We start from the raw sequence: 18,266 nt of genomic DNA on the forward strand, positions 1-18,266 counted from the left end.
GCGGGAATCGTGAACCGGCACGGCGGCGCGATCGCCATGGGCCACCCGCTCGGCGCCTCCGGCGGGCGGATCCTGGGCACCCTGGCCCGTTCCCTGCAGGCCTCCGGGCAGCGCTGGGGCGTCGCCGCGATCTGCATCGGCGTCGGCCAGGGCCTCGCCGTCGTGCTCGAAAACGTCACCACCGGGCAGGCATAACCCGCAGGCTTAACCCGCAGGCATAACCTGTCGGCACAACCAGCGACGGACTGAGGGAATGCAGCACTGGCGGTCGGACACCGGGAGGTCCAAGCTTTAACCATTCGACGCGGGCCAAGTGTGGGCATCCCGGCCTCCCTGGACTGCGCGGCGAGTGTGACGGCACGGCGAGGGTGATGGCACGGCGGGTGCGAGGAGAGCGACGATGGTTGACACGGCAGCGCAGACTCTTCGGGCCGGGGCGCGCAACGACCTTGTGACGCAACTGCTGGGCATCTGGCTCCTCCTGGCTGTGTTCCTGGACGGCTGGGCCCACCTGCACGTTCCCGGGTTGGAAACCTTCTTCACCCCCTGGCACGCGGCACTCTATTCGGGCCTCGTGGCCACCGCCGCGTGGACGGCAAGCGTGATCTGGAGGAACCGCCAGCCCGGGCGGCCATTGACCCGGTCGGTGCCGGCCGGCTACCGGGGCACGGTCATCGGACTGGTCCTGTTCGCCGTCGCGGGCGTCCTGGATCTGGCCTGGCACGAGATCCTGGGCATCGAAGTCTCCCTCGATGCGCTGGTGAGCCCCACCCACTTGCTGTTGGGGTTCAGCCTCTTCCTCATCCTCGGCACCGGTATCCGCAGTGCACGGGCCGCCGGCGGCGCAGAAGCCTTCTCATGGACGCCGGCTGCATTGTTGTCTCTCGCCCTGATGACGGGCTTGGGAGCCTTCTTCCTCATCTACTGCTCGGCGTTCGTCCGGACCCCGCCGGCTGTCCCCTATCTGCAGACGCCGATCGGGAGCCCCGGGCACACCCAGGCGGAGCTGCCCCCGGCCCTCGGACTGGCCAGCTATTTGGTGACCACAGCGCTGATTATCGCCCCCTTCCTCTACACCTTCTCCGGAGCCCGAAGGCCGCCTTTCGGTATTGCCACCATCCTGGTCGCCGTGGTGGCGTGGCTGCCGCTGGCCATGTCGGGGCTGCGCCCGGCCGCGGTCGCCGGTGCTGCCGGAGCGACGATAATCGCGGTAGCGGCGGATCTGCTGCTTGCCCGACGGCCGGGCCCGTGGCTGAGGCGCACGTTGCCGGCGGTCACCGCCGTGCTGGCGGCACTCATCTGGACCGGCCAACTGGCTGGGATCGCCCTGGCGGCATCGATTCAATGGCCAGTGTCGATGTGGCTGGGAGCCGTTGTGCTGAGTGCGGGATTGGCCGCGGCACTGGCCTTCCTCAGCTCGTTGAACACCAGGAGCGCACCGTTTCCGGCAGGGCCACGATGAGCGTCAAATCCCCACTGTTCCCGGCGCCCGGAGTGGGCTAATTTGGGGATAAAGGGGAGTGCCCGGTGCCCGGTTCGTTGACGGCGGAGGCATCCGGCCTCGCCATCGAGTAAGGAACACACCGTGGCCTACAACGTGGCCCAAAAGCTCATCGCATCCCATCTGCTGGCCGGGGAGATGATTCCCGGCCGTGAGATTGGCCTGCGTATCGATCAGACTCTCACCCAGGACGCGACCGGGACGCTGGTCATGCTTGAACTGGAGGCCATCGGGCTCGACCGGGCACAAACTGAGGTGTCCGTGCAGTACGTGGACCACAACTTGTTGCAGGCCGACAGCAGGAACGCTGAGGACCATGATTTTCTCCGCTCGGCCTGCCGCCGGTTTGGTCTGTGGTTCTCGAAGGCCGGAAACGGGGTGTCCCATCCGACCCACATGCAGCGGTTTGGCCGTCCGGGCACGACCATGGTCGGTTCCGACAGTCACACCCCGGCCGCTGGGTCGCTGGGGATGCTGGCAATCGGGGTCGGCGGCACCGAGGTGGCCCTGGCCATTGCGGGCGAGCCGCTCTACCTGAAGATGCCGGAGATCTGGGGCGTGCGGCTTACCGGCAAGCTGCCACCGTGGACCAGTGCCAAGGACGTCATCCTCGAAATGCTTCGCCGGCACGGCGTGAAGGGCGGCAAGGACCGGATCATCGAGTACTACGGTCCCGGCCTCGCCACACTGAGCGCGATGGACCGGCACGTGATTGCCAATATGGGCGCCGAACTCGGTGCGACGAGCACGGTCTTCCCGGCCGACGACCAGGTGCGGGCCTTCCTGCGCTCCGAACAGCGCGAGGACGATTTCACCGAACTCCTCGCCGATTCCGGTGCCACCTACGACGTGACCGACGAGATCGACCTGGCCTCGATCGAGCCGCTCATCGCCCTGCCCAGCTCGCCCGGGAACGTCGTTCCGGTGCGGGAGGTCACTGGGAGGCCGGTGGCGCAGGTCGTGATTGGGTCCTCAGCGAACCCGGGCCTGCGCGACTTCGCAATTGTCGCCGCCATCACGAAGGGACGGCAGTGCCACCCTGGACTGTCTTTCGACGTCAACCCGAGTTCCCGGCAGATCCTGCAGGACCTCACCAGGATGGGGGCCACGTTTGATCTGATCAGCGCCGGAGCCCGACTGCATCAGACCGGATGCATGGGCTGTATCGGGATGGGACAGGCCCCCGCGAACGGAAGCAACAGCCTGCGCACGATGCCCCGCAACTTTCCCGGCCGTTCGGGCACGAAGGAGGACTCGGTCTACCTGTGCTCGCCGGAGACGGCTGCGGCTGCTGCGCTCACCGGAATTATCACCGACCCGCGGGACCTGACGGAGCTTTTCGACCTTGAGTATCCCGAGATCGAACTTCCCGCGGTGTCGAGCGTGAACGTGGCAATGCTGGAGGAGCCGTTGGCGCCGGAGGAAGCCGGCAAAGTAGCGCTGGTCAAGGGCGAAAACATCTCCTCGCTTCCGGTCTTCGGCCCACTCGCCGACCGCATCGAGGCACCAGTGGCCTTGGTGGTGGGCAACGATGTCTCGACGGACGAGATTCTGCCAGCCGGTGCGCGCGTTCTGCCCTACCGCAGCAACATCCCCAAACTCGCCGAATTCACCTTCGACCAGCTCGACCCCACCTACGCCGCCCGCGCCGCCCAAACCCGCGACTCCACCGGGCACATCCTGGTCGGCGGCACGAACTACGGCCAGGGATCCTCACGGGAACACGCAGCTATCACCCCGCGCTTCCTCGGGCTGCGCGCAGTGGTGGCCGTCTCCTTCGCGCGGATCCACTGGCAAAACCTGGCCAATTTCGGCGTCCTCGCAGTCGAGTTCACAAATGCGGCCGATCATGACCGCATCGAACAGGACGATGTGCTCGCGCTGACAGGGATACACGACGCCCTGCTCACAGGCAAGGAGATCCTCGTGGAGAACCGGACCCGAGACGAGGTCTACCCTGTGCGGCACAGTCTCTCCAGCCGTCAGGTGGACATGCTCCTGGCAGGTGGCCTCATCCCTTGGCTGCGCGAACGGAGAGCGCGGGAATGAGCTGCCGATCACCGCTGACGAGGATGGGTGTGCCGCGGTGAGCGGATGGCCGCGGCCGGACGAGCCCTCCGGCGAAATCAGCCTCGTACTCGACCAGCGCAGCACCCTGGATCCGAAGGCTGACCTGCGCGACGGGTTGTCCGCGGTCGCCCGGCAGGGTTCCCACCTTTGGGTCGCCAATGACGAGACGACCAGCCTCGAACGGCTCACCCTGGAGGCCGGCGGCCAGGCCCGCACCCACCGCAGCTTCGACCTCACCCACCTCCTTGAGCTGCCCGGGGACAGGGGTGAGATGGACATCGAGGGCCTCGATGTCGAGGATGACACGCTGTGGCTGCTTGGATCGCACAGCTCGGCCCGCAAACAGGTCAAGAACAACGCCACACCCGCAGAAGCGCAGGATTCCCTGGCGACAGTGGAGGTCAGCCAGCGCCGTCGGGTGTTGGCCCGGCTTTCGACTAAGGCCCTCCTCGATCCGGACGGCGGCCGGACGGGGCAGCAGCAGCGCCCCGCCGTGCTGGGCCTCGGCCGGGGCACGGGCCTGGTGGATCTGCTGGCTGATGACCCACATCTTGGAAGCTTCATCCAGTCCTCGACGACAGGTCGCCCGATCCCGGGCAAGGACAACGGCATTGACTGCGAGGGCCTCGCCGTAGCGGGCGACCGGGTGTTCATCGGTCTGCGGGGGCCGGTGCTGCGTGGGTGGGCGATGATCATAGAGCTCCAGGTTGGCGGCGGGCCCGGCTTGGAGCCGCAGCCGATCGGTCCCGGGAATCGTCGCTACCGCAAGCACTTCCTTCGCCTGCATGGTTTGGGCGTGCGGGATCTGTGCCGTCACGGACGGGACCTGCTCGTCCTGGCAGGACCCACCATGGAACTCGACGGGCGCGCGGCCGTGTTTCGCTGGCGGGGCGCGCTGACGTCGCAGGCCGAGGCCGTCCTGCCGAAAGACGACTTGCATTGCGAATTTGACGCGCCGTTCGGTGAGGACGAGGACCATGCCGAGGGGATCACCGTTCTCGACGATGACCGGTCGGCCTTGGTGTTGTATGGGACGCCGTCGGGGAAGCGCAAGACCGGACGCCACGCGATCAAAGCCGACGTCTTCCGCCTCAGCACATAGGAACCGGCGCCGCGACAGTCCCGGGGAGATGTTCCTACTTGCTGCCGGCCCACTTTTCCCAGCCAGGCCTGCAGGAGAGGAACGACGACGTCGCTGTGCATCGCGCCCAGGTGATCGAGTGCGGGGAGTACTTGGGAATAGCCGTAGTTCACTTCGGAACGCCCTGGCGCCATGGCGGCCCGATGTCCCTGCTCTGGCGCACACCGGCGCAGGGGGCGAGAATGGGGTCGTGCTCACCCTGATCGAACCCCACGGGAAGGACTTTCATGACGCTGTATCAGCCTGAACCGGTCGAAATCTCAACGAGGATGCGGCCGGGGGAGTGGACCGAGGAAAGCCTGGAGATGCTCGTCGCGTCATATCGCGAGCAGCTGTCGCGCATGGGGGCGGCCGCCTCCGAGATCGACGTCGTGATCGACCGCGACGACGGAGGCGGAGTCAGCGTGGTGGCGTCCTGGCTCAAGCCTGACGTGGCGCAGGAACTGACAGAGGTGAAGGACGACGCCGGGCTCGTGGCGATGGATCCTGACGCCGGGTCAGTGCGGCCGGCGCACGACGATTCCGCGCCCCGATAGAACTTCTGGGCCCGCCATGCCCTCCGGTAGGGTGATGTTTCCCGAAGCAACCCTTCGATCAGAGTGGAGCATTCATGGCACCGCAGATTTCCGGAAAAATCGATAAGAAATTGTTCGGGCTCTACCTCTCGGACCACCTCGCGGGAGCCACAGCGGGGCAGGGCCGCATAGAGCGCATGGCGCGCGACTTCACGGAAACCCCCTTCCACGCCGAACTTGCGGCACTTGCCACCCAAATCAGGCAGGAGCGGGAGTACCTGCGCGGACTAGTGGGGGATTTTGGCCTGCCACGGCGAACTCCGCGGCGGGTGGCGGCGTGGGTTGCGGAGCGTGCCGGCCGACTCAAGCTCAACGGGCGGGTGGTGAGCCGCTCGCCGATGACGCTGGTGCTGGAGTCCGAGGTCATGCGGTCGGCGGTGATGGGAAAACTAGGGCTGTGGCAGACGCTGCAGGATCTCTCCGGCGATCTGGGACTGGACGGTTCCAGGTTCGACGGACTGGCCACCAAGGCACGCGACCAGATCGCCACCCTGGACCGGGTCCATGAGTACGCCCGCCGGCGGTCGTTCTACACGAACCAGGGCAGCTGAGCAGACCGGGCATCGTCGGCTCGACCGTTCGCGTCCTGCCCTGCGCCTGGTGTGCACTGGCGCGTGCCGGCAGCGGAGACGAGAATGGGCTCGTGCTCCCTCCTCGCCCTGGCGGGGACGGCGACGCGATGAACGCCGCCGCCCGAAAGATTCAGCGCATCTATTTGACGTTGACGCTGGGCAATACCCTTGCGGCCTCGTTCATCTGGGGGATCAACACCCTTTTCCTGCTCGACGCCGGTCTCAGCAACTTCGAGGCGTTTGCCGCGAATGCCTTCTTCACGGCCGGCATGGTGCTGTTCGAGGTGCCCACCGGGGTGGTTGCCGACGGTTGGGGCCGGCGCGTCTCGTTCCTGCTCGGAACCGTGACCCTTGCCGTCTCGACCTACTTCTACTACCTGCTCTGGCAGTTCTCCGCCCCGTTCTGGTGGTGGGCGGTGGTGTCGGTCCTGCTCGGCCTGGGCTTCACCTTCTTCTCCGGAGCGGTGGAGGCCTGGCTCGTCGATGCACTGCGCTTCTCTGGGTTCGAGGGCGGGATGGAAGCGGTGCTCGGTCGAGGCCAGATGGTCGCCGGAGTCGCGATGCTCGCCGGCTCTGTTGCCGGCGGCGTGATCGCGCAGGCCACCAATCTGGGCGTGCCGTTCCTGATGCGCGTGGGCGTGTTGCTGGCCATGTTCGCGGTGGCGTTTGGGCTCATGCGCGACGTCGGGTTCACCCCCGAACGCTCGACCCATCCCCTCCAGGCGACCCGTGCTGTACTCGCCGCCTCGATCGAGAACGGCTTGAAGAATCCGCCCGTACGTTACGTGATGCTGGCCGCGCCGTTCACTTTCGGCGTCGGGATCTATGTGTTTTACGCCCTGCAGCCGTACCTGCTCGAGCTCTATGGGGACCCCCACGCGTATTCTGTCGCGGGCCTGGCGGCGGCCATCGTGGCCGCGGCGCAGGTGCTCGGCGGCTGGATGGCTCCGCGCATCCGGCGCCTTGTCCGCCGGCGCACCACCGTGTTGATCCTGAGCAGCGTCGTGGACACGGTGATCTTGGTGGTGCTCGGGTTCACCCACGTATTCTGGTTGGCCCTGGTGCTGTTGGCGCTCTGGGCAGTGGTGTCATCGGCGGGCATACCGGTGCGGCAGGCGTACCTGAACGACATGATCGCCTCGAAGCAGCGCGCCACAGTGCTCAGCTTCGATTCACTCATGGGCTCAAGCGGTGGCGTCGTGGTCCAGCCGCTGCTCGGACGGGCGGCAGATGTGTACGGCTATGCCGCGTCGCTGGCCATCGGCGGCGTGATCGAGTTGATCGCGGTGCCGTTCCTGCTGGCGAGCCGCCGGCAACGCCACCAGGCCGATCAGTCCAACGCCCCGACCAGCACCAACACCGGATCCCAGCCGGCGTAAGACGCCAGCCGGAATAACACTTCGGCCATGCTCCTTACTTGGCGGGGCCTTCGGGGCCTACAGTGGGCGTGTAGAACCGTCGACAGGAGCGCCCCAGTGATTACCCTGCAGATCGAACACCAGGTCCGGGATTTTGACATGTGGCGGAGGGCTTTCGACAGCGATCCGCTGGACCGCGCTGCGTCGGGCGTGCGGTCATTCCGGATCTCGCGCCCGCTTGACCAGCAGGATTACGTAATGCTGGAGATGGACTTCGATACGCAGGCGGCGGCGGTGGACTTCCTGGGCCGGCTGCAGAACGATACGTGGAAAACGGGTGTGACGGCGCCGGCGCTGGTTGGTGAGCCATCGACCAGAATCATCGAAACGGTCGCCGTCGAGAACGTGGCAGCCGCTGACCGCGACCTTCGGTAGAACGTCTGCGCCGACGCGGGGATCACAAGAAACTCGCGTCATGCGTTTCGCTGTTGCCCCTGCTGTCCCTGGACGGGGTCGTGCGCGCTCCGCGGAGACACCGTGAGGGTGGCGACGCGTTCCAGCCTCGGATTCAGGTGGTCGCCGTCGTCCACCACCCCGGTCTGCCACCACAATTTCAGCCCTTCCGGTACCACCTCCAGATAGGCCACGTTGTTTTGGAACCAGGGCCCCCGGATGCCGGACCAGTGGAACGGCGGGTCCGGCACCTTGGCGGAGCGCGCGACCAAGGCGCCCACCGGGGTGGCCAAGCCGTAGGACATGATGGCCGCGAAGGACCTCATCAGGCGGGGCAACGGGTTGCGGATGGGGGAGCAGACGGCCTGCAGGATCCGGCTGCCAGAGGCACGCTCCACCTCCGCAACGTAGGAGTAGTGGACGTCCCCGGATAGGAAGGTGATTGTTTCCGGTGCCGGGCCGCGTTTGCCGTCGGCGACTTCGGTGGCCATGGCCGCCAGTTCCCGGAAGCTGTTTTGGAATGCGCCCCAGTGTTCCAGGTCCAGCGCCTGGCGCAGCTTCTCGCCGGCCCAGGCGGCACGGTTCCCCCACGCGCCCTCAGAGACGGCCTCATTCCACGACTCGACGTAGTGCAGGCCCATCGGCAACAGGAAAGGCAGGGACGTCGCCACGAGCAGGTGGCGGAAGCCGCCTTGCATCCGGTCGTCCAGCCAGGCCATTTCCACCGCATCGACCAGTGCCCGATCGTCCGGCGTCAGGTCCCGGGCTGCGCGGGAGTCAACGACGATGAGCCGGGTGTCGCCGAAGTCGCGGCAGTAGCTCCACCGATAGGATTTCGGGTCACGATCAGCCCGCTCCGCGAAGCTGTCCAGCTCGGCGCCCACATCGAGCTCATCCCCGCCTGTGTGCCCGATGATCCGCTGCCACACGGCATCCTCAGCCCGTTCCTGCGGTGACAGGTTCCCCAGATGCTGGTAGACCCAGTACGAGGCCAGTCCCGCGACGATCCGCCCACGCCACCACGAGGTCGCCTCCATCTTCTTCTTCCAGCTCAGCGACGTATTCCAGTCGTCGCGGATGTCGTGGTCATCGAAGATCATGGCGCTGGGCAGGGTCGACAGCAGCCATCGGTTCGCCGGGTCTGACCAGGCCAGAAAGTACAGGTGGGCGTATTCCTCGTAGTCCTTGAGCTCTTCGCCGGGGGGTGCCTTGATGTCTCGCCGGCCGCGGATGAACTCCTGCATTTGTTCGCTGGTCAGGTCCGCGTACACCTGATCTCCGAGGAAGGCCAGAAGATCCGGCCACGGCAAGTCTCCGCCGGAGGCCATCTTCAGCGCATAGGCGCGCAGTGAGTCGACGCCATGGGTCCGGTTGCCGGATGCATCGTGCGGGACACTGGTCCTGCAGGAGCCGTATGCCATCCGCAGCGGCTTACCGGTGGCCAGTGTGGCGATCATGGACGGCGGAAACCCGGATGAGGGGTCGGGCCAGGCCTGTGTTCCGTTGATATCGAGCGCGTACGGCGTCACCGTGGCGGGCTCCAGCCCGTCCAATTCCACCAGCGCGTAGTGGTGGCCGTGAACTGCGAATGTGCGGGCCTCCCAGCCCCGGCCGCCGGCACGGATGGAAATTCGGGCAGCGGTTTGGGTCTCCACCCAGACACTCGCCGACGTCTCATCCACGTACCGCACCATAGGGCCAAGCACCAGGGAAGGGGTGGTCATGAAACAGTTGTACCCGCTCCGGCCGGTTGCGGCCATGGCGTCAGGAAAGTCCAAGCGCAACGGAGGCAGCGTCAATGCCCCTGAGGCGGTTCCTTGGGTGCCCCTCCGAGGGCCGGGGTACTGCCGGAATCGCCCGGTCCCTGGGCCAGCTGGTCATGGAGCCTGCTGATCTGGGCCACGAGGCGGGCACGTTCCTCGCTGCCGATGCCTTCGTCCGATCGCCTCCGCAGATTGGTTGCTGCCGTCACACTTTCAACGAGCCAGGAGGACACCACCGCCGTGACCATGCTCAGGACTGCAAACCCGCCGACCATCAGCGTGGCCGCAGCCCACCGGCCCGGAACGGTTACGGGGTAGTAGTCGCCATAGCCGATCGTTGTGATGGTGACAATTGCCCACCACAACGAGTCGCCCATCGAGGTGATATTCGCGTTCGGTGCGCCCTTTTCGAAATTGAAGACGCTCAGGGCGACCGTGTAGAGCAGGAGGACCGCGGAGACAATGACGTAGGCCAGGACGCGGGTCCTGATGGCGGTGCCCGGGGCCCGTTCCATGACCCGGCGCAAGGTGAACGGACGCAGGAGCCGCAACGGCCGCGCAACGGGGAGCACCACCATGAGCAGGTCCAAGGGGTGGCGGACGAACCACCGGCCCCGTTGGGGCGCCAGGAGCAACTTCACAATGTAGTCGGCGCCGAAGGCGACCCACGTTGACCCCACGACGATTCCGAGAAGGTCGGCGTAGGGCTGCGGCGGTTCTGCAATGACGAGGATGGAGTAGGCCGCCAGAAAAACAAAAGCCGCACCGACGAGGGGCCACTCGGAATACTTTTGCCAGGTTTCTTGCCTCATGGCTGAATGCTAGGACTTTGTCCCTCGGATGTCCTTCGAAATTGCCACACTGACCCTAAGCGAGCCACCCGCTGGCAGCGAGCCACCCGCGGAGCGCTGACAACTGTCGCCGTCAGCGGTACATTGGCCTTCTGAGGTGGCAGACCGAGGCTGGGCACGGCAGACCACATGGCCAGAACCTGCGGAGGCGGACAGCCATGGCGGCAAATCAGGACAAAGACGGCGCTCGCCGGGACCACGCGCATCACGACGTCATACCCAACATACTTGAAATAGTGGAGCAAAGCGTCCTGCAGCGGATTGAGGACTTTAATGATCCGCGCCAGGAATGGCGGCGCCTGTTCTCGGAGTTATACGGCACGTTCCTGCTCGTGGTCGTCGCGGCCGGCGGCGGCATGATGGGCCAGGCGTTCCCCGGCGTCATCAGCCGCACGGCGGCAGTGGTGGCTCCGGGCCTGATGGTCATGGGCATCATCTTGTTCATGGGCAAGATCTCGGGCGCGCATCTGAACCCTGCGGTCAGCATTGCGTTCGCGCTCCGCGGTGACTTCCCGTGGCGCCGGGTGCCGGCCTACATCGTCGTTCAGCTCATTGGCGCGACGCTCGCCTGCCTGCTGCTGCAGGGCGTGATCGGGGTCTCCGCCACCTACGGTTCAAACTATCCGGCGGCTGGTTATTCGGCCGGCGCCGCGTTCCTGATGGAGGCACTGCTGACGATGGTGTTGGTCAGCGTCATCCTGGGAACCGCCTCCGGGGCCCAGAACGTCGGGCTGTTTGGGGCGTTCGGTGTCGGCGCATACATTGCCTTGGCAGGCCTGTGGGGCAGCCCCATCTCCGGCACGTCGATGAATCCGGCACGAACGTTCGGGCCGGATCTCGCCAGCGGAAATTTCAGCGACTACTGGGTGTATGTCGCCGGGCCGCTGGTCGGCGCGGCGGCCGCCGTCGGTATCGCATTCATCCTGCGCGGAGCGGGCGGCGGGAGGTCGGGCTCGGGAGCCGCGCAGGGTGCCCTCTTCACCGAGGCCGCCGAGGAAGATAAGCCGTAGCGGGCCGTGAACGTGACCCGCAGAAGGAGAGCGCCGTGAGAAGGGCCGCACCGTCTCATCCGCTGGATCCGCTGAGCGCGGACGAGTTCCGTGCCGCGGCGGAGCTGCTCGCCAGCGCACAAGGCGTCACGTTTCCGGCGTGGCGGCTTGCCGCAATCGAGCTGATCGAACCGGAAAAGGCTGCCGTCGCCGCCTTCGAAGCCGCTGCCGACGCGCCGGCTCCGGAACGGATCGTCGGCGTGAACTGCTTCGAACGGTCCTCCAACAAGACCTACCAGGCGCGGTTATCGCTGACCCACGGGGTTGTCCTCTCCTTCACCCATATCCCTGGCGTTCAGGCGAACATGACCGTCGACGAGTGGGAAGAAGCTGACGCAGCGCTGCGCAGCCACCCGCAGGTGATCGCTGCGCTTGCCAAGCGCGGCATCACTGATCTGTCCCTGGTCTTCATGGACGTGTGGACCTATGGCCTGTCAATGATCCCGGAGAAGCACCAGGGGCGCCGGATCGGCTGGTCCGACACGTGGGTCCGTGCCCGTGCGGGCGCCAACCCGTATGCGGGGCCGGTCAACGGGTTCCACTGCGTCATTGACCTGGCGTCCATGGAGCTGCTGGACATCGAGGACACTTTTGCGGTGGACCGTCCCGAGATCATGGGCGAATATATCCCGGCGCTGATCCCGGACCGGCTCCGCGACGCAAGCACCCGCGAACCGCTCAAGCCGCTGGACATTGTCCAGCCCGAAGGCGTTTCCTTTCAGATGGACGGCAACAGGATCAGCTGGCAGAACTGGTCCCTGCGCGTCGGGTTCAACTACCGCGAAGGGCTGACGCTGCACCGGGTCAGCTATCGCGACGGCGGCCGCGAACGGCCGATCGCGAACCGCCTGTCCTTCGCCGAAATGGCCGTTCCCTACCGGGATCCCAGCGATGACCACTACCGGCGCACCGCGTTCGACGTCGGCGAATGGGGTCTGGGATTCATGACGACGTCGCTGGAACTGGGCTGCGACTGCCTCGGGGAAATCCGGTATTTGGATGCGGTCATGCACAATTCTGCGGGGGAGCCCTACACCATCAGGAACGCCATCTGCATCCACGAAGAGGATGGGGCGGTGTTATGGAAGCACATCGACCACGACGGCGGCATGGAAGTGCGCCGGATACGTCGACTGGTGATTTCTTTCCATGTCACCGTGGCCAACTATGAATACCTGGTGTACTGGCGCTTCTACCAGGACGGGAACATTGAGTGCGAGGTGAGGGCCACCGGCATCATGGTGGTCAGCCATTTCGGCGAGGGCCAGCAGCATCCGAGCGGAACGCTGGTGGACAACCGGACCTATGCACCCTTCCACCAGCACTTCCTCGTGGCCCGGCTCGACCTGGACATCGACGGCACCGCAAATACCGTTTACCGTTCGGAAACCGCGATGGTCCCGATGGGTCCGGACAATCCGTACGGGCTCGCCCTGCATCAGAACAAGACCCCCATCACGACCGAGGGGCACGACGACTACTCCTGGGAGACCCAGCGGGCCTGGACGGTGACGAACGACAACTCGGTCAATGGGCTCGGGACCCCGGTGTCGTACAAGCTGGTGCCCGGCGCAGCTTTCCCGTCGTTCTTTGACCCGGCATCTCCGGTTTTCCAGCGTGCGGAGGTCATCGGGCACACGGTATGGGTGACGCCCAACGATGCCGCGGAACGCTGGCCCGCCGGCGAATTCGTGAACCAGGGCACAGGCGGGCTGGGAATGCCCGAATGGGTGCGGCAGGGGCGGTCCGTTGAAAACACCGACGTCGTCCTTTGGTACGTTTTCGGCATTCACCACATCCCACGGCCGGAGGAGTGGCCGGTCATGCCGGTGGACACAGTCGCGTTCTGGCTCAAGCCGGCCGGCTTCTTCGACCGGAACCCGGCGCTGGACGTCTAGGCGGCCCGGGCCAGGGCGTGCCGCCAGAGGCACGTCACTCCAGTAGACACGTCAGTCCAGTAGATTTGTCGGAGTCGAGGCAGAATTTTGGGATCGAAGAACAGGGGATACGTGTGAGCAGGCTGAGCGGAAGATCGGACGGAACCGATGCGGACTTCGCGGCAACGCCCCTCACGGCGCCGGCGTATCCGCAACTGCGGCTCAACAGCGCTGCCCTCGAGAACAACATCCGGGTCATGGCGGCGTGGTGCCGGGAGCGGGGCGTGGATCTCGCGCCGCACGTCAAGACAACGATGTCGGCACCAATCATCGAGCGGCAGTTGGCGGCCGGCGCCGTCGGTGTCACCGTCGCCACCGTGGATCAAGTCGCCTCGGCACTGCGCTGGGGTCATCAGCGCGTCCTCGTCGCCAACGAGATCGTCGACAGGTCCGGGCTAACGCGTGTCCGTGCGTGGCTGGAGGAAGATCCCGCCCGGGAAATCCGCTGCTTCGTCGATTCGGCAGCAGGCGTGAAGGTGGCTGCCGAGATCTTCGACGGCGCGGCGGCCGACCTGGAGGTGCTGATCGACGTCGGAACTCCCGGCGGGCGCACCGGCATCCGCAGCCTGTCCGAGGGTCTGCGGCTGGCCGGGCTGGTCCGTGCCACGCCGGGACTGAGGCTGGTGGGTGTTGCCGGGTATGAAGGCGTCGTGCCCAACAGCAGGGCCGAGGATAACGTCACAGCGGTTGACCGGCACTGCCGGCTGGTGCGGGACATCTATCTGGAAGCGGCGGAGTTCTTTGAGACAGCCACTCCCATCTACTCCATGGGTGGTTCCGCGTTCCCGGACCGCGTGGTTGAGTTCCTTCCCGATCGCGGCCAGGTGCCCGGAACACGAATTGTTCTCAGATCGGGCTGCTACGTCACCCACGACCACGGCACCTATGCCGCCGTCAGCCCCGTTCCGGGACTCATTCCGGCGCTGTCCGTTCGCGCGATGGTCCTGTCCACCCCCGAAGACGGGATGGCCGTCGTCGGTGCCGGCAAGCGGGACCTTCCCTACGACGCCGGACTGCCCAGCGTCCTCTCGGTCCGGACCGCGGACGGAGCCCTCAAGCCCGGCGCAACCGCAGCGGTGCGCAATCTCTTCGACCATCACACGGTGCTCTCCGGGGTGTCCGGAGTGGATGTCACCGACACGCTGGATTTCGGGATTTCCCATCCTTGTTCCGCGTTTGACCGCTGGCCCGACTACGTCCTCACCGACGCCGACGGGCAGGACATGGATGTGTGGCAGACCGACTTCAGCCGGTCGTCCCTGGCCCCTGGCTACGCCCCGTCCTGACGATCAGTCCTTGAGCTGCCTGGTCAGCACTTCGAATTCCTCCACGCCCAGGATCTGCATGTGCTGCTCGGCGCTGGTTTCGGTGCGGATTTTGGCTGCGGCCTCCTGGCTGCCGGCGAGGGCCTGCTCGTCCGCCCACAGCGTGATTGACAGTGATTTGCTGTCCTTCCCCAGCAGGTAGTAGATGCCCAGGCATCCCGGCAGCTGGAGCACCCGGTTCACGGTGTCCTCCGACGGTGCCCCGGAGCTGTCCGGGCCGGGCTGATACGTGCTGACGCGAGCGAACATGTCCATCCTCCTAGATCCAGGTTCGACGGTTGGAGCGCCTGCCGCCCCAACCGTTGAACCGGGAGCTGGATCCTTGCGATGTCGCGCCCTGGTGGCGGGCGGCCTGGTCTCCTCCCACCAGTAAGGACCCGCGGGCACAGAAGCACAAGGTTCGTGTGCCGGTCCGTTCGCCCTGATCCGCCGGCCGCTACTCAGCCGCCGGCGCCGATGGCCGCACGGGCGTTCCTCTTGAGCTCGGCGAGTTCCTTGCGCGCCACAAGGGCCTCGTCCAGGCTGATTGCCACGAACCTGGTGGATGTGCCGGGGGCGGCCCGGGCCACCAGATCCATGTCGGCGCTGATGACCGTGCCCACCATGGCGTAACCGCCGCCGGAGACGGCATCGCGGTGCAGGATGATCGGTTGGGTGCCGCCGGGAATCTGGATGGAGCCGACAGCGTATCCGGCATCCACAATGTTGGACGGGTCGGAACCGGCGCCGAATGGCTGTTCCCGCTCTTTCCACTGCACTCCGGGACCTGAGTACCTCAGCCCCATCCGGTCAGCCACCGGGGTCACCTTCCATTCGCTGTGGAGGAGATTGTCCAGTCCTTCGTCGGTGAGCCGGTGGTCGTAAAGGCCCAGGACGATCCGGACGGCCTGTTCCTTGGCGAATTGGGGACGGAATTCCTCCGGAACTGAATCGGCGTCGGGCAGGGCTCCGGCGTTGAGCGGGGCGCCCACCGGAATCCGGTCCCCGGCCTCCAGCTTGCGGCCATGGAACCCGCCGATAGCGCCCAGGCTGTAGGTGGACCGGCTGCCGAGCACCTCGGGAACATCGATGCCGCCCTGGACGGCGATGTAGTAGCGCGTGCCTCCCCGGATGACCCCGAAGCTGAGTTCGTCGCCGGCTTTCAGCTGGAGCCGGGTCCACTGGGGCCGGGCGTCGCCGTTGACCTTTACCTCAACCGGTGCCCCGGTGACGGCGACGACGGCATCCTGGTCGGTGGTCAGCAGCGGGCCCAGGTACGTGCATTCGAGGACGGCTTCCTTGGCGGTGTTGCCCACCAGGGCATTTCCGAGTTCGGCCGAGTATTGGTCCAGGGAACCGCTCTGCGGGATGCCCACGTTGTAGTGGCCGGTGCGTCCCTGGTCCTGGACTGTGGTGGCCAGGCCGGGGTTCTTGATGTCAAACGCCATTGAGGGCCTCCATGAGTTCCTGGTTGTAGCCCGCGGGATTCGCCAGCGCCCTGGACAGATCAAATGTCACGGGCACCTGCCGGTAGCGGAACGTTCCGGCGGAGATCTCAGACTGGATGGTGTTGTATTCGGCCTCGGTGACGGGCTTGAACTTCACGATGTCGCCCGGCTTGAAGAACACCATGAAGTCCTTGAAATCGGCCAGGGACTGGGCAGGATCGAAGATGGGCGCGGCAGCGACCCCGAACATCTGGTAGCCGCCGGCACCGCGCACGGAGTAAATGCAGCCGAAGCAGCCGCCGTGGCCCACGGTCAGTTTGGGGGTGTCGGTGCGCGGACTCAGATACTTGGGTACTTCGAGTTGCTTTTCCTGCTCCACCAGCTGGAAGAGGAACGGGAGGCCTGCGACGAAGCCAACCATGGAGACAAGCCATGGTTGCTCATGGTGGCGCTGAATGAATTCGGCGGCGTCCTTGAGGTTGTTGACCTTGGCTGCGTAGTCAATGTCGGTGCCGCCGGGCTCCTGATGGAATCCTTCGCGGAATCGCTCGGCCACTTCCGCCGTGAAAGGGTCTTCGTACCAGACCGGGACCTCGACGATCCGGGTTTCCAGCGAATGGTCGTGATGGTGCGCCAGATCCCCTTCAATGGTCCGGACGGTCTCTTCAAGGGTCGACGGCGGCAGGACATCGGGATCGAACCGCACCAGCAGCGAGGCGTTGGCGGGACAGATGTCCACGATGCCGGGCAGCTGCATGGCCGAAAGCTTCGCTGCTATGGACATCACCCGGAAGTTGGCGGCCAGGCTCATGGACTCTGCGACCTCAACGAACAGGAATTCGTCTCCGCCCCAGGTGTAACGGGCCTCCAACACGGCGGGTTCCGGGCTGCTCATTGTGCCTCCATCAGATCGGGGACGGTTTCAAGGAATTTCGAGTGGTGGGTGACGGCCGCAAATTCGGGCCGGCTCAGCAGCTTCTTGTGCACCGGGATGGTGGTTTTGACGCCTTCGATGCGGGTCTCATCCAGGGCCGTCAGCATCGCCTCAATGGCCGCTTCGCGGGTGTCCGCATGCACAATCAGCTTGGCCATCAGGGAGTCGTAGTACGGAGTGACCGTGGAACCGGTCTCCACCCCGGTGTCCACCCTGACGCCTGCGCCGGCGGGCCAGTCCATGGCCGTGATGAGGCCAGGGCTGGGGAAGAAGTGGTGGTCGGGGTCCTCGGCATTTATACGGCATTCGATGGAGTGGCCATTGAATGCGATGTCGTCCTGGCGGAGGGACATCGCCCCGGTGAACGCGATCTGCAGCTGTTCGCGGATCAGATCGACGCCCGTGATTTGCTCGGTGATCGGGTGCTCAACCTGGATACGGGTGTTCATTTCGATGAACGCCGCTTCATGGTTGACCGGGTCATAGAGGAATTCGACCGTTCCGGCGCCGCTGTAGCCGCACTCGCGGGCGAGTTCCACGGAGGAATCCCGGATCCTCTGGCGGACGTGGTCCGGGAGGTCCGGCGCCGGTGCTTCTTCAATGACCTTCTGGGAGCGCCGTTGCATAGAGCAGTCGCGGTCGCCGAGATGGATGAAGTTTGTTCCATCGCCGAGGACCTGTACCTCCACGTGACGGGCATGCTGGACAAAGCGTTCCAGGTAAACGGTGGGATCGCCGAAGACAGCAGCCGCTTCGCCGCGTGTCTGCTCAATGGATTCCGGAAGCTTGCCTTCGCTGTGCACAAAGCGGATGCCCCGGCCGCCGCCGCCGGCGGAAGCCTTGATCACGAGCGGGTAGCCGATGCTGCGGGCGATTTCTACGGCGTCGGCCGCCGGATCGAGGGGGCCGTCCGAGCCACGGAGCACGGGGACGCCAGCCTTCCGGGCCGATTCCCTCGCCAAGGACTTATTGCCCATCATGGCGATGGCGTCCGCACGCGGCCCCACCCAGATCAGGCCCGCATCAGCGACCTTCCGGGCGAAGTCCGCATTCTCGGAGAGGAACCCGTAGCCCGGGTGGACGGCATCGCAGCCGTTGTCCACGGCCGCGGCGACGATGGCGTCCTGGTTCAGGTAGCTGGCGGTGGCAGGCGCCGGACCCACCACGACGACGTGGTCAGCGGACCGGGCAGCCAAGGATTCGACGTCGGCTTCGCTGGCCACCACGAATGTTTCGATGCCCATTTCACGGGCGGTCCGGGCGATGCGAACGGCAATCTCGCCGCGGTTGGCGATGAGCAGTTTCTTCAT

At 65.7% G+C, this 18,266-nt stretch carries 16 protein-coding genes and 1 pseudogene; 11 read left to right on the plus strand and 6 right to left on the minus strand.

Features of this window, described 5'->3' with window-relative positions; genetic code table 11:
• The 8 genes and pseudogenes from AC1D1A_RS16950 to AC1D1A_RS16985 form a co-directional block, all read left to right on the plus strand.
• Positions 1–195 (plus strand): annotated as a pseudogene (locus tag AC1D1A_RS16950) (3-oxoadipyl-CoA thiolase); the annotation flags it as partial.
• A gap of 205 nt (positions 196–400) precedes the next feature.
• Positions 401–1,462, plus strand: coding sequence for a hypothetical protein (locus AC1D1A_RS16955; protein WP_476856036.1), 1,062 nt, complete (start codon positions 401–403; stop codon positions 1,460–1,462).
• A 123-nt stretch (positions 1,463–1,585) separates the two neighbouring features.
• A complete protein-coding gene (locus AC1D1A_RS16960; RefSeq protein ID WP_476856035.1) occupies positions 1,586–3,550 on the plus strand; it encodes an aconitate hydratase in 1,965 nt (654 codons plus the stop codon).
• A 37-nt stretch (positions 3,551–3,587) separates the two neighbouring features.
• Positions 3,588–4,673: a DUF3616 domain-containing protein gene (locus tag AC1D1A_RS16965; RefSeq protein ID WP_476856034.1), complete on the plus strand. Its 1,086-nt coding sequence runs from the start codon at positions 3,588–3,590 to the stop codon at positions 4,671–4,673.
• Between the two features lie 266 nt (positions 4,674–4,939).
• Complete coding sequence (locus AC1D1A_RS16970) at positions 4,940–5,248, plus strand: hypothetical protein (protein ID WP_230008448.1); 309 nt, start codon at positions 4,940–4,942, stop codon at positions 5,246–5,248.
• Between the two features lie 74 nt (positions 5,249–5,322).
• A complete protein-coding gene (locus AC1D1A_RS16975) occupies positions 5,323–5,838 on the plus strand; it encodes a hypothetical protein (protein ID WP_476856033.1) in 516 nt (171 codons plus the stop codon).
• Between the two features lie 128 nt (positions 5,839–5,966).
• On the plus strand, positions 5,967–7,238 hold the full coding sequence (locus AC1D1A_RS16980) for an MFS transporter (RefSeq protein ID WP_230008446.1): 1,272 nt from the start codon (positions 5,967–5,969) through the stop codon (positions 7,236–7,238).
• A 96-nt stretch (positions 7,239–7,334) separates the two neighbouring features.
• Complete coding sequence (locus AC1D1A_RS16985) at positions 7,335–7,652, plus strand: hypothetical protein (protein WP_476856032.1); 318 nt, start codon at positions 7,335–7,337, stop codon at positions 7,650–7,652.
• A gap of 38 nt (positions 7,653–7,690) precedes the next feature.
• Here the strand turns inward: AC1D1A_RS16985 and AC1D1A_RS16990 are convergent, their stop codons facing one another.
• The gene (locus AC1D1A_RS16990; RefSeq protein WP_476856031.1) at positions 7,691–9,394 is read right to left on the minus strand and encodes an alkaline phosphatase D family protein; all 1,704 of its coding nucleotides are present in this window, start codon (positions 9,392–9,394) and stop codon (positions 7,691–7,693) included.
• A gap of 71 nt (positions 9,395–9,465) precedes the next feature.
• On the minus strand, positions 9,466–10,245 hold the full coding sequence (locus AC1D1A_RS16995) for a potassium channel family protein (protein ID WP_476856030.1): 780 nt from the start codon (positions 10,243–10,245) through the stop codon (positions 9,466–9,468).
• Between the two features lie 197 nt (positions 10,246–10,442).
• Between AC1D1A_RS16995 and AC1D1A_RS17000 the strand changes: the two genes are divergently transcribed.
• The 3 genes from AC1D1A_RS17000 (at position 10,443) to AC1D1A_RS17010 (ending at position 14,556) form a co-directional block, all read left to right on the plus strand.
• Entirely contained in the window at positions 10,443–11,294 is an 852-nt protein-coding gene (locus AC1D1A_RS17000; protein ID WP_476856029.1) for an MIP/aquaporin family protein, read from the plus strand.
• 35 nt (positions 11,295–11,329) lie between these two features.
• The gene (locus AC1D1A_RS17005) at positions 11,330–13,231 is read left to right on the plus strand and encodes a primary-amine oxidase (protein ID WP_476856028.1); all 1,902 of its coding nucleotides are present in this window, start codon (positions 11,330–11,332) and stop codon (positions 13,229–13,231) included.
• A gap of 113 nt (positions 13,232–13,344) precedes the next feature.
• Positions 13,345–14,556, plus strand: coding sequence for an alanine racemase (locus AC1D1A_RS17010; RefSeq protein WP_476948270.1), 1,212 nt, complete (start codon positions 13,345–13,347; stop codon positions 14,554–14,556).
• 3 nt (positions 14,557–14,559) lie between these two features.
• Here AC1D1A_RS17010 and AC1D1A_RS17015 read toward each other — a convergent pair whose 3' ends face one another.
• The 4 genes from AC1D1A_RS17015 to AC1D1A_RS17030 all read right to left on the minus strand — a co-directional run bounded on the left by AC1D1A_RS17015 (position 14,560) and on the right by AC1D1A_RS17030 (position 18,266).
• Positions 14,560–14,844, minus strand: a complete 285-nt coding sequence (locus AC1D1A_RS17015) for a hypothetical protein (RefSeq protein WP_476856026.1) — start codon at positions 14,842–14,844, stop codon at positions 14,560–14,562.
• Positions 14,845–15,035: 191 nt separating this feature from the next.
• The gene (locus AC1D1A_RS17020; protein WP_476948271.1) at positions 15,036–16,022 is read right to left on the minus strand and encodes a 5-oxoprolinase subunit C family protein; all 987 of its coding nucleotides are present in this window, start codon (positions 16,020–16,022) and stop codon (positions 15,036–15,038) included.
• Complete coding sequence (locus tag AC1D1A_RS17025; RefSeq protein ID WP_476856024.1) at positions 16,012–16,917, minus strand: 5-oxoprolinase subunit B family protein; 906 nt, start codon at positions 16,915–16,917, stop codon at positions 16,012–16,014. Before AC1D1A_RS17025 ends, AC1D1A_RS17020 begins: the two co-directional genes overlap by 11 nt.
• On the minus strand, positions 16,914–18,266 hold the full coding sequence (locus tag AC1D1A_RS17030) for an acetyl-CoA carboxylase biotin carboxylase subunit (protein ID WP_476948272.1): 1,353 nt from the start codon (positions 18,264–18,266) through the stop codon (positions 16,914–16,916). Before AC1D1A_RS17030 ends, AC1D1A_RS17025 begins: the two co-directional genes overlap by 4 nt.

Source organism: Arthrobacter sp. P1_B9 (assembly GCF_056406495.1).

Coding starts and splice junctions, on each gene's coding strand:
- AC1D1A_RS17025 (WP_476856024.1), bottom strand. CDS start 16,917: ATGAGCAGCCCGGAACCCGCCGTGTTGGAGGCCCGTTACACCTGGGGC.
- AC1D1A_RS17015 (WP_476856026.1), bottom strand. CDS start 14,844: ATGTTCGCTCGCGTCAGCACGTATCAGCCCGGCCCGGACAGCTCCGGG.
- AC1D1A_RS16990 (WP_476856031.1), bottom strand. CDS start 9,394: ATGACCACCCCTTCCCTGGTGCTTGGCCCTATGGTGCGGTACGTGGAT.
- AC1D1A_RS17000 (WP_476856029.1), top strand. CDS start 10,443: ATGGCGGCAAATCAGGACAAAGACGGCGCTCGCCGGGACCACGCGCAT.
- AC1D1A_RS17030 (WP_476948272.1), bottom strand. CDS start 18,266: ATGAAGAAACTGCTCATCGCCAACCGCGGCGAGATTGCCGTTCGCATC.
- AC1D1A_RS16975 (WP_476856033.1), top strand. CDS start 5,323: ATGGCACCGCAGATTTCCGGAAAAATCGATAAGAAATTGTTCGGGCTC.
- AC1D1A_RS16980 (WP_230008446.1), top strand. CDS start 5,967: ATGAACGCCGCCGCCCGAAAGATTCAGCGCATCTATTTGACGTTGACG.
- AC1D1A_RS16955 (WP_476856036.1), top strand. CDS start 401: ATGGTTGACACGGCAGCGCAGACTCTTCGGGCCGGGGCGCGCAACGAC.
- AC1D1A_RS17020 (WP_476948271.1), bottom strand. CDS start 16,022: ATGGCGTTTGACATCAAGAACCCCGGCCTGGCCACCACAGTCCAGGAC.
- AC1D1A_RS16970 (WP_230008448.1), top strand. CDS start 4,940: ATGACGCTGTATCAGCCTGAACCGGTCGAAATCTCAACGAGGATGCGG.
- AC1D1A_RS16995 (WP_476856030.1), bottom strand. CDS start 10,245: ATGAGGCAAGAAACCTGGCAAAAGTATTCCGAGTGGCCCCTCGTCGGT.